Source organism: Caulobacter sp. P1_B12_2 (genome assembly GCF_056406675.1).
In genome coordinates this window covers 1-9,982 of sequence record NZ_JBFTZS010000148.1, presented here as the reverse complement: position 1 = coordinate 9,982, position 9,982 = coordinate 1, and the positions used below count along the sequence as shown (strand labels likewise).

Genomic DNA, 9,982 nt, shown 5'->3' with positions numbered 1-9,982 from the left:
GCACGTGGCTGGCGGGTCAGGAGCACGTGCAGCAGGCCTTCTACGTGACCGGCGAGGCCGACTTCATCCTGGTGGTCACCGCCCCCGACACCGAGACCTATGACGAGCTGATGGCGCGGCTGGCCACCGAGAATCCGAACGTGCGCAAGTTCACCACCAACGTGGCGCTGGGCGTGGTGAAGCGCGGGCTGACGATCCCGGTGTCGCTGGACGAGGACTAGGCATTTAAAATCCGCTCATCCCGGCGAAGGCCGGGATGAGCGGATCAAAAAGCTAGCGCTTCAATCCCGCCTCCAGCGCCAGCGCCGCTTGGGTCGGCGAGACCTTCCCGTCGTCCCGATCCACCGCGTAGTTAGCCTTCTGCATCGCCTCGACGGTGATCGCCCCGTCCAGTCCCGCCAGCGCCCGGCGCAGTCGCGCGTCGTCGGCCCGGGCCGGCGCGATCAGCAGCACCGCGTCGTAGGGCGGCAGGGCGCCCTTGGGGTCGGTCAGCACCACAAGGTCGTCGGCGGCGATGCGGCCGTCGCTGGAGAAGGCCGAGATCACGTCGGCCTCGCCCGAGCCGAGGGCGCGGTACATGAAGGTGGGCTGGAACTGGCGCTTGGTCTTGAAGCGCAGGCCGTAACTCGTTTCCACGCTCGTCCATTCGGGGCGCGAGAAGAACTCCAGGTCGCCGCCCATGGTCAGCTGCGGGGCCCTGGCGGACAGGTCGGCCAAGGTCTTGATCCCCAAGGCGTCCGCGCGGTCGCGGCGCATGGCCAGGGCGTAGGCGTTTTCGAAGCCCAGGGGCGCCAGCAGCACGACCCCGTCGCGGCGCTTCAGTTCGGCGCGCAGCCCGTCCAGCACAGCGGCGCGGCCGGGGTTGTCCTTGCGGCCCAGGACGTTGGCCCACAGCGTGCCGGAATAGTCGACATAGGCGTCGATCTCGCCGGCGGCCAGGGCGCGATAGGCGACCGCCGAGCCCAGGTTGATCTTGCGGGTGACGGTGGCCCCCTGCCCCTCCAGCCGGTCGGCCATCACCTCGGCCAGGATGTACTGTTCGGAGAAGTTCTTGGCCCCGATCACGTAGCGGCTCGGGCGCGGCGCCAGGTCGGCGGCCAGGGGCGCGACGGCGACCGCCAGGCCCAGGGCCAGCCCGGCGAGACCCGCGCCCCACAGCCGCCGGTCGCGTCGCTCGGTCCCGCGCTCGATCAGGCCCAGAAGTTGGTCGACGACCAGGGCCAACCCCGCCGAGGCGACGCAGCCGGTCAGGACCATCGCCCAGTTCTCGGTCTGCAGGCCGGAAAAGATGTAGTCGCCCAGCGAGGTCTGGCCGACGGGCGTGGACAGGGTCGCGGCGCCGATGGTCCACACCGCCGCCGTGCGCACCCCGGCCATGATCACCGGCGCGGCCAGGGGCAGCTCCACCCGCCACAGCCGCTGGCGGTCGGTCATGYCGACACCGCGCGCGGCCTCGACCACCGCCGGATCCACGCCCGTCAGGCCGGCCACGGTGTTCCGCAGGATCGGCAGCATCGAGTAGAGGGTCAGGGCCAGCAGCGACGGCAGGAAGCCCAGGGCCGAGAAGCCGTGGCCGAACGCGCCTTTGGCCAGGTTCGAGAGCAGCAGCAGCAGCGGATAGAACAGGGCCAGCAGGGCCAGGCTGGGGATGGTCTGCACCAGCCCGGCCAGGGCCAGGGCGGGCCAGCGCAGGCGCGGGCTGCGGGCGGCCAGCACGCCCAGCGGCAGGGCGATCAGCAGGCCCAGCGCCAGGGCCGCCGCCGACAGGGTGACATGCCAGGCCAGGCGCTCGGGCAAGAGGGACAACAGGCCGCTATTCACCGGCGATCTCCCGCATGCGTGCGGCCTGGCGGCGCGGGGCCTGCATCAAAGCCTCGACGGCCGGGTCCGGGTGGCCGGCCAGCAGGGCGCGCGGCGTATCGTCGGCGATCACCCTGCCGTCGCTCATCACCACGATCCGGTCGGCCAGCAGCACGGCTTCGGCGATGTCGTGGGTGACCATCACGGTGGTCAGGGAAAGCTGATCGTGCAGGCGGCGGACGTCGTCGGCCAGGGCCACGCGGGTCACCGAGTCCAGCGCCCCGAACGGCTCGTCCATCAGCAGGATCGAGGGCTTGGCCGCCAGGGCCCGGGCCACGCCCACCCGCTGGCGCTGGCCGCCGGACAGGGCGGCGGGGCGGCGCGTCGCCACCGTCGCGGGCAGGTCCACCAGTTCCAGCAGCTCGGCGGTCCGCGCGGCGATCACGGCGCGCTCCCACCCCAGCAGGGTCGGACCAATGCCGATGTTCTCGGCCACGCTCAGGTGCGGGAACAGGCCCACCTCCTGGAAGACGTAGCCGATCCGTCTGCGGAGGGTCGGGCCGTCCAGGTCGGCGGTCGGCGCGCCGTCGATCAGCACCCGGCCGCCGTCGGCCGCGACCAGGCCGTTGATGGTCTTGAGCAGGGTGGTCTYGCCCGCCCCCGATCCGCCGACCAGGGCCACGAACTGGCCCTGCTTGATGGAAAGGCTGGTGGGCTGCAGAACGGTCGCGCCGTCATAGGCCTTGCGCACCTGGTCCAGAACGATGGCTTCGATCATGCGGCTCCGGAGGGCGAACAAGCGGCGCCCCAGGGACAGGCTGTCGCAGGGGCGTCCTGTCACAGTCAGTCAGAACGCGCGGCGTGGGAAGCCTAATGCGACAGCTGATTCCCGGCGCGGTTCGACGCGACAGGGACGGCGCCTGGAGATCGCCATGACCCTTGCCCCCAACACGCTCGCCTTCGACACGCTCGCCCTCGACCGTTCCTACGACGCCCGCACGCCCCTCGCCCACAAGCGCGCCCGCGCCGTCATCGCTCGCCTACGCTGGGCCGTGGTGGCCATGGTGCTGCTGAACGCCGTGGTCTGGGGCGGCATGATCGCCACCGCGCGGGGGATGATCGACGTGCATCAACTCGTAGATCAGGCCTGGGCCTGGGGCGCGGCCTGGGTGGCGACGCTTCCTCAGCTGAGCATCACGATCACGCACTGAGACGCGCCCCCGGGGAGATGACCCGGCGGCGCCGCTTCTCACGCGTCAGAACTTGACGCGCAGACCCAGCGACGCGAACTGATCGGTCGAGTGGTTCGCGGCGAATTCAGCGTCGTATTCGGCCAGGAACGAGAAGCGGTCGGTGTTCCACCAGGTCAGGCCCAGACCCACGGCCCCGACGTCGCGCCCGGGCGTGGAGCCTTGCGTGATGAAATTGAAGCCCGTCGCGCTGGTGACGTCGATCCTGCGCTCGGCGTCGAGAAGCTCGCGCCGATAGCCCAGCCGCAATTCGGGCGTCATTCGCCAACCGTCGGCCCAGGCAAAGGTTCGGGCCACCGACACGCTGGCGAAGGGTTGCAGGCTGTCGGCGTTGTCGGTGTGGGCCGTCACGCCGAACGTTCCGGGGGCCGTCTCGGCGAAACCGTGTTGGCGAAAAGTCGCGTAGTTGACCCCGATCCGCGGCGTGACGGCCATCGCGCCCCAGTCCATGGGCAGGGCGGCCTGCACGCCGAAATCCACTTCATCGGCGTCGGTCTCGCCGTGCGCCGCGCCTACGCCCGTCTGGCGGGAGGTCTCGATGTCGTGATGGGCGTAGACCAGAGCGGCGCTGGCGATGACGGGTCCCGCCGTCGCGCCGCCGTAGAGGCCCACGCGGACCGTGTCAGCCACGCCCGCGCCCTGCGCCCGGTCGTCCAGGTCGGTGCGCGTATAGCCCACGGCGACACCGAGACTGAGCCCCTCGTCCGATCGCTTGGCGATCCCGGCGAGGAAGCCGCCGCCTGACGCCTTGAAGCTGGGCCCGTCGCCAGGCCCCTTGCCTTGCGAGAACGCACCGTAGGCTCGCACCCAGCCGCCGTCGGCGCATGGATTCCCAGCGCTGGCGTCCTCGTTCAGCGGCGTCGGAGCGCCGATGCACGTTCCATCTCCCGCCCCGGCCGGGCGGTCCAGCAGCATGGCCAGGTTGTGGCGCGAACCCGAAATCAAGGCCGTCTGCAGCGAGCCGAACAGCGCGCCGTCGGCGGGTTGGATGGTCGCGGGATCCGGACCGGGCTCGGCGAGCACCAGGTTCGCCGCGTTGGCGCCGTAGGCGATCGACCGCACCAGGCCCGTGGGCGTCGCCCCGTTCTCGACGACGGTCGAGAAGGTTCCCGACAATGCGCCGGTCGATTGCACGATCGGCAGGTTGGCGGCGGTGTAGACGCCGGGCGCATAGACCAGGGTCAGCCCGCCCGCCAGGTTGGCCGTCCCCCCCACCTTCAGCAGCGAGGCCGCCGTCGGGGTCACCTCGACCACCAGGTTCGACGAGGCGGTGGAGCTATAGTTGCCCGAGACGGTCAGCGTGCCGATCGAGCCGCCGGGCTGAACCGTGCCGCCCAGGTTGCTCAGGGCGCCGGTTATTCCGCCGTGGCCGCTGAGCGTTCCGCCCGCGTTGACCGTCACGTCGCCGAGCAGGCGGGCGGTGTTGCGCGCTTCGTCCTGGCCGACCGTCAAGCTCGCGGCCGAGCCGACACCCACGGTGCTGGTCAGGGAGCCGTCGACGATCAGCTTGCCGCCGCTGACGGTTGTCGTCGGAATGGCGTTGTCGCCCGTCAGCACCCACTGGCCCGCGCCTGACTTGTTCAGGGTCGAGCCGGCGCCGAAGCCGCCCATGCCGCCCCCCAGCGCGCCGCCGCCGGTGAGGGACACCGCGCCGACGACGCCCCCGCCGTCGATGCGGCCGTTCAGGACCGAACCCGTATCCAGCGTCAGGGCGCCGCCTCCCGCCTGGAAGAGCACGGCCACGCCGTCGGCGCCGGTCACCACCCCGGTGTTGGTCAGCGCGGCGCCGCCCCCGAGGACCACGCCGCCCGCGGTTCCCGAAATCGTGCCGGCGTTGGTGATGGTTCCCGGACCGCTCATCGAGACGCCATATTGGCCCCCGCGGATCACGCCGCCGGCGGCGTTGGTGATCGTCCCGCCTCCGGTGAAGCTCACGGCGGTCTGCGCGCCGCTGGTGATGGAGCCGCTGTTCGTCAGGGTGACCCCGTCACGGCCGAACATGCCGACGTTCGAACGCCCCTGGATGACGCCGGCGTTGTTCACCGAGCCGGCGGCCATCATGGACAGGCCTATGTCGCCCTGGATCAGACCGCTTGCGTTGTTCGTGACGGCGCCGCCGGCGGTCAGCACGAGGCCGTCGCCGAAGCCGACGATCGTGCCCGAGTTGGAGATGGTCGAAAACGCGGTCGCCAGGACGCCCGTGGAGCCGCTGATCTCGGCCGCCGACGTGCTGTTGTCGATCGTGCCGCCGTTCGTCGTGACGCCCGCGCCGAACAGTCCGCCGGCGATCGTGCCGGTGTTGGTCAGGCGGGCCGCCGCGCCGGACACGTTCACCGGGGTGGTGATCTGGCCGTTGTTGGTCAGCGTTCCGGCGTTGGTGACGACCGCCCCCGACAGCGAACCGGCGAAGGTCCAGTTGGCGCCGGCGTTCACGGTGACGGTGTCGAAGTTGCGGACGTTGCTGGTCAGGGTTCCCGCGCCGCCCGACGCCAGCTCCAGCGTGCTGTCGCCCGTGCCGCCGTCCAGTCCGCCGAGGATCACGCTGCCCGGCAGCAGTCGCAGCAGGTTCACGCCGCCGCCGAACTGCACGGCGGTTCCCGACGCGTCGGGGGCGGCGATCGTGCCCGAGTTCACGATCGTGCTGTCGGTCGTCAGCCTGATCCCGGCGTCGATCCCCGAGATCTTGCCCTGGTTGGTGATGCTTCCGCCCAGCATGTGCACGCCGATTGCGCCCCCGATCACCCCGCTCGCGGCGTTCTGCACGGCGCCGCTGTCGACGAAATAGATCCCGTCGCTGTAGACCGGCGGCGTCGGGTTCGCGCCGAACTGGTACCCTAGGACCGTGCCCTGATTGGAGACCGTCCAGTACGTGCCGGGCGGGCCGTAGATGGCGGGCTGGTTGGTGGTCGACTGGATCGTCTGGCCGGGGGCGACCGTGTAGGTGTCGCCAACCGTGTTGCCGGGGGTCAGGACCACGGAGTCGTCGGCGGCGGCGGGAAGCGCCATGCCCAGCGAGGCCGCTGCGGGCGCCAGACAGAAAATCGCTCGGCAGCCCCCATTAATCAGCTCACGGACAAAGTCGCGCCGAGCCCGCGTCACGCCACGCTTACTACGCACCATAAGCTTCAACTCCCCAACGAAGTTTAATGGGCGCGGCTCGCCCACATCCCGACATCTGGACCGTAAAAGGGCCTTATCGCTCTACGTCAGGTGGATGTTTGTCTGTAAAAACGCCGATGTAAACCCGCCCAAGCTTAGCCTTAGCTGAACTGTTGCTTCGACGACCGCGGGCGTTGCTCTTGGACTACAAGGCGCACGCGGACCGTCTGCGTTCCGGTTGGATTTAAGGCTGCGGCTTCAGTGCGCGTCCGGCCTCGCGCCGGCGGACGCAGCCTCGTCACCAAAAGAGGGTGATCGCCGGGCATATGTCGGCCTGGAAGGTGGAGCCCCACGGGCGGGGCTGGCCAGCGCGCGCCCGCCCTCGCGCCGATCATGGCAGTCGTTGCGTGGCGAGCCGAAGCTTGCTCGCTCCGCGCCGCCCCTAGATCGGCATCCGCATGACTTCCTGGTAGGCCGAGATCACCTGATCGCGCACGGCCATCACCGTGTCGAGGCTGGCCTCGGCCGAGGAGATGGCGGTGACGACGTCGATCAGTTCGGCCTTGCCGGCCGCCTGCTGGGCCATCTTGGTTTCGGCCGCGCGGGTCTGGTGCAGGGTGTCGGTCATGGCCGACTTCAGCATCGCGCCGAAGTCCATGGCTTTCTTGGATTCGCCGGTCCCGCCGATCGACGGCATGGCCATCGAACCCTGGGCGGCGTAGGCCTTGGCGGCCGCGAGCGCTGTGATCATCGCTTAGGCCCTCTTATTTGCGCAGGATGTCGAGCGTGCGCGCTTCCATGGCGCGCGACGTCTCGATGACGTTCATGTTGGCTTCGTAGGCGCGCTGCGCCTCCTTCATGTCCAGCGCCTCGACCAGCGTGTCGACGTTGGGCAGCTTGACGTAGCCCTTGGCGTCGGCGGCCGGGTTGCCGGGGTCGTACTCGGTGCGGAAGTCCTTCATGTCGGGATCGACCTTGGCCATCAGCACGCCCTCGCCGCCGCCCGTCAGGGTGGTCGGCTTGAAGACCGGCACCTGGCGACGATAGGGGTCGCCGCCGGCCGTGCGGGCGGTGGAGTTGGCGTTGGCGATGTTCTCGGCGATCACCCGCATGCGGCCCTGCTGGGCCTTCAGGGCGCTGGCGGCGATGGCCATGGTCGCCATGGACTGGGAACGGATCTCGGTCATCTAGTTTCCCTTAGCCGCCCGGCCGACGCGTGGACGTCTTCAGCATGGCCATGGATTTCTGGTAGAAGCCGACGGCGGCGTCGTAGTTCATGCGCGCGTCGGTCATCTTGAGCATCTGGTCCTCGAGCGTCACCGAATTGCCGTCGAGCGTGGTCTCGCTGTCGGGCCCTTCCGGCGAGCGCCAGGGGCTGACCGGCTTGGACGGCGCCATGTGGGCGGCGCTGGTGGCCACCATCTGGACGCCGGTCGAGGCGGTCGAAGACACCGGGCCGCCGCGATAGGGCTGGCCCGCCGCCTGCTGGTCCATCGTCGCCTTGAAGGTGTAGGCCTTCATGTCGCGCGGCTGGTAGTCGGGCGTATCGCCGTTGGCGACGTTCTGGGCGATGAGCTTCTGCCGCTGGGACAGATATCCCATGCGGGTCTTGAGCATCGCGAACAGGGGAATGTCATCGGGACCCATGCCGCTCATGGTGAAGAAACAGGGTTAATCACGCATTAAGGAGCATGCTGCACATCAGGGGTGCGGCTCCGCGCCGCGCCCTGAGCTATGCTCGTTCGCGACTCATCTTTCGTTCCTTCCGACCCTTCTCGTTTCATTCGGGCGCCATGGACTTCTTCCTACTGATCCGCGCCGTCGCCGCCCTGGCCATCACCCTGGGCCTGGTCGGGCTGGCCGGCGTGGCCCTGCGCAAGTTCGGCCCCGACGCGATGTCGCGCATTGTCGCCCTGCGCCGCGACCGGCGCATGGCCGTGGTCGAGACCCTGGTCCTGGACCCCACCCGCCGCCTGGTGCTGTTCACCCTGGACGGCGAGGAGCGCCTGCTGATGCTAGGCGAGGGTCAGTTGCTGGACTGGGGCCCGAAGAAGGGCAAGAAGCCCGCTCCCCCCGCCCCGCCCAAACCGAAGCCTTCGGAGACCGTGGTCTGATGCGCGGCCTGCTCAAGTCGATCACCGGCGCCGACCCCAAGGACCTTCGCCAGGCCGCGATCATCTCGGTGCTGGCCGGGCTGGTCACCGTGCTGGGTCCGGCCGTGGCCGTGGCCCAGTCGGCGATCAATGTCGACCTCGGCACCGGCGCCGGCCTGTCCGAGCGCGTCGTGCAGATGGTCGCCCTGCTGACCGTCCTGTCGCTGGCCCCGTCGATCGTGATCATGACCACCTCGTTCGTGCGGATCGTGGTGGTGCTGGGCCTGCTGCGCACCGCCATCGGCGTCCAGCAGAGCCCGCCCAATCCGGTGATCATCAGCCTGGCCCTGTTCCTGACCGCCATCGTCATGGGCCCGACCTTCGAGCAGTCCTACGACCAGGGCATCAAGCCGCTGCTGGACAAGCAGATGGAGCTGCCCGAGGCCTTCGACGCCGCCTCCCAGCCGGTGAAGGTGTTCATGCTGCGCCAGGTCGACCAGGACGACCTGGCCCTGTTCATCCGCCTGTCGAAGATCGAGAAGCCCAAGACCGCCGTCGATACGCCGCTGAAGGTGGTGACACCGGCCTTCATGATCTCGGAKCTCAAGCGCGCCTTCGAGATCGGCTTCCTGCTGTTCATCCCGTTCCTGGTCATCGACCTGGTGGTGGCCAGCGTGCTGATGAGCATGGGCATGATGATGTTGCCGCCCGCGACGGTCAGCCTGCCGTTCAAGCTGATCTTCTTCGTGCTAGTGGACGGCTGGCGACTCGTCGCCGGCAGTCTGGTCGAGAGCTTCCAGCGAGGTTCTGGGGGCGGTTAGTTTCAGGTTCGCGGCCCAAGCGCCGGAACGGGTAGAGAAGAACAATGGGCGTTTTCGTACTGGGGTCGATCAATCTGGACGCCGTGGCGCGGGTCGACGACCTGCCCCGGCCGGGCGAGACCGTGGCCGGCATCTCGCTGGAGCTGTTTCCCGGCGGCAAGGGCGCCAACCAGGCCGTCGCGGCCGCCCGCTTCGGCGCCCCGACCCGGCTGATGGGCGCGGTCGGCAAGGAGGACAGCGGCCCCAGCCTGAAGGCCAAGCTGGCCGGATATGGCGTACAGGTGTCCGACGTCACCGAACTGCCGTCGATCCCCACGGGCCAGGCCCATGTGTGGGTGTCGTCCAACGGCGAGAACATGATCGTCGTCACCAGCGGCGCCAACGCCACCCTCACCCCCCAGCACGTGGCCGCCACCGCCTTGGAGGGCCAGCGCGTGCTGCTGTGCCAGCTGGAGACCCCCGCCCCGGCCATCGAGGCCCTGTTCCGGGCCGGCGTCGCCAAGGGCGCCCTGCGGATCCTCAACGCCGCCCCCGCCCTGCCCCAGGGCGCGGCGCTGTTCCCGCTGACCGACATCCTGATCCTGAACCAGACCGAACTGGCCACCTACGCCCGGCTGGACCATGAGCCCAGGCGTCTGGAAGAAGTCTCCCGCGTGGCCCGCAAGCTGATGAGCCGCCCGGACCAGACGGTGATCGTCACCCTCGGCTCGGCCGGCGTGGCCACGGTCCGCCGCGACGAGGCCTTCCTGGTCGAGGGCCGCAAGGTCAAGGCGATCGACACCACCGGGGCCGGCGACTGCTTCTGCGGCGCCCTGGCCGCCTGCCTGTCGTCCGGCATGGACCTGCGCGAGGCCGTCGAGCACGCCAACGCCGCCGCCGCCCTCTCGGTCCAGAAACCCGGCGCCGCGCCGTCGATGCC

Annotated in this window: 11 protein-coding genes; 5 read left to right on the top strand and 6 right to left on the bottom strand. The window is 69.6% G+C overall.

All coding sequences use genetic code 11. From position 1 onward, the window contains the following. The coding region (locus tag AC1DZ6_RS11245; RefSeq protein WP_477097265.1) for an Lrp/AsnC ligand binding domain-containing protein at positions 1-221 on the top strand (221 nt) is incomplete at its 5' end. A 52-nt stretch (positions 222-273) separates the two neighbouring features. Here the strand turns inward: AC1DZ6_RS11245 and AC1DZ6_RS11240 are convergent. Continuing rightward, on the bottom strand, positions 274-1,821 hold the full coding sequence (locus AC1DZ6_RS11240) for a glycine betaine ABC transporter substrate-binding protein (RefSeq protein WP_477097264.1): 1,548 nt from the start codon (positions 1,819-1,821) through the stop codon (positions 274-276). After that, positions 1,814-2,578 carry an ATP-binding cassette domain-containing protein gene (locus AC1DZ6_RS11235; RefSeq protein WP_477097263.1) on the bottom strand — a complete coding sequence of 255 codons (765 nt, stop codon included), beginning with the start codon at positions 2,576-2,578 and terminating at the stop codon, positions 1,814-1,816. Before AC1DZ6_RS11235 ends, AC1DZ6_RS11240 begins: the two co-directional genes overlap by 8 nt. A 154-nt stretch (positions 2,579-2,732) precedes the next feature. On the opposite strand from AC1DZ6_RS11235, the gene AC1DZ6_RS11230 reads away from it, so the two are divergent. Further along, positions 2,733-3,011 carry a hypothetical protein gene (locus AC1DZ6_RS11230; RefSeq protein WP_477097262.1) on the top strand — a complete coding sequence of 93 codons (279 nt, stop codon included), beginning with the start codon at positions 2,733-2,735 and terminating at the stop codon, positions 3,009-3,011. A 45-nt stretch (positions 3,012-3,056) separates the two neighbouring features. Here AC1DZ6_RS11230 and AC1DZ6_RS11225 read toward each other — a convergent pair whose 3' ends face one another. The 4 genes from AC1DZ6_RS11225 to flgB form a co-directional block, all read right to left on the bottom strand. Then, complete coding sequence (locus AC1DZ6_RS11225; protein WP_477097261.1) at positions 3,057-6,056, bottom strand: autotransporter outer membrane beta-barrel domain-containing protein; 3,000 nt, start codon at positions 6,054-6,056, stop codon at positions 3,057-3,059. 535 nt (positions 6,057-6,591) lie between these two features. Then, on the bottom strand, positions 6,592-6,900 hold the full coding sequence (gene fliE / locus AC1DZ6_RS11220) for a flagellar hook-basal body complex protein FliE (RefSeq protein WP_477097260.1): 309 nt from the start codon (positions 6,898-6,900) through the stop codon (positions 6,592-6,594). A gap of 13 nt (positions 6,901-6,913) precedes the next feature. Beyond that, positions 6,914-7,336 carry a flagellar basal body rod protein FlgC gene (gene flgC, locus AC1DZ6_RS11215; RefSeq protein ID WP_477097259.1) on the bottom strand — a complete coding sequence of 141 codons (423 nt, stop codon included), beginning with the start codon at positions 7,334-7,336 and terminating at the stop codon, positions 6,914-6,916. A gap of 10 nt (positions 7,337-7,346) precedes the next feature. Next, positions 7,347-7,796 (bottom strand): flagellar basal body rod protein FlgB, encoded by a 450-nt coding sequence (gene flgB / locus AC1DZ6_RS11210; RefSeq protein WP_477097258.1) that lies wholly within the window; start codon positions 7,794-7,796, stop codon positions 7,347-7,349. A gap of 146 nt (positions 7,797-7,942) precedes the next feature. On the opposite strand from flgB, the gene AC1DZ6_RS11205 reads away from it, so the two are divergent. The 3 genes from AC1DZ6_RS11205 to AC1DZ6_RS11195 all read left to right on the top strand — a co-directional run. Then, complete coding sequence (locus tag AC1DZ6_RS11205; RefSeq protein ID WP_477097257.1) at positions 7,943-8,263, top strand: hypothetical protein; 321 nt, start codon at positions 7,943-7,945, stop codon at positions 8,261-8,263. Continuing rightward, positions 8,260-9,063: a flagellar type III secretion system pore protein FliP gene (gene fliP / locus AC1DZ6_RS11200; RefSeq protein WP_477097266.1), complete on the top strand. Its 804-nt coding sequence runs from the start codon at positions 8,260-8,262 to the stop codon at positions 9,061-9,063. The genes AC1DZ6_RS11205 and fliP overlap by 4 nt, the downstream gene beginning before the upstream one ends. 44 nt (positions 9,064-9,107) lie before the next feature. After that, positions 9,108-9,982, top strand: an 875-nt coding sequence (locus AC1DZ6_RS11195) for a ribokinase (RefSeq protein WP_477097256.1), incomplete at its 3' end; no start/stop codon positions are given.

What these genes read in the sequence shown, in the direction of transcription:
- AC1DZ6_RS11230 (WP_477097262.1), top strand. Translation starts at nt 2,733, where the DNA reads ATGACCCTTGCCCCCAACACGCTCGCCTTCGACACGCTCGCCCTCGAC.
- AC1DZ6_RS11225 (WP_477097261.1), bottom strand. Translation starts at nt 6,056, where the DNA reads ATGGCGCTTCCCGCCGCCGCCGACGACTCCGTGGTCCTGACCCCCGGC.
- fliE (WP_477097260.1), bottom strand. Translation starts at nt 6,900, where the DNA reads ATGATCACAGCGCTCGCGGCCGCCAAGGCCTACGCCGCCCAGGGTTCG.
- flgC (WP_477097259.1), bottom strand. Translation starts at nt 7,336, where the DNA reads ATGACCGAGATCCGTTCCCAGTCCATGGCGACCATGGCCATCGCCGCC.
- flgB (WP_477097258.1), bottom strand. Translation starts at nt 7,796, where the DNA reads ATGGGTCCCGATGACATTCCCCTGTTCGCGATGCTCAAGACCCGCATG.
- AC1DZ6_RS11205 (WP_477097257.1), top strand. Translation starts at nt 7,943, where the DNA reads ATGGACTTCTTCCTACTGATCCGCGCCGTCGCCGCCCTGGCCATCACC.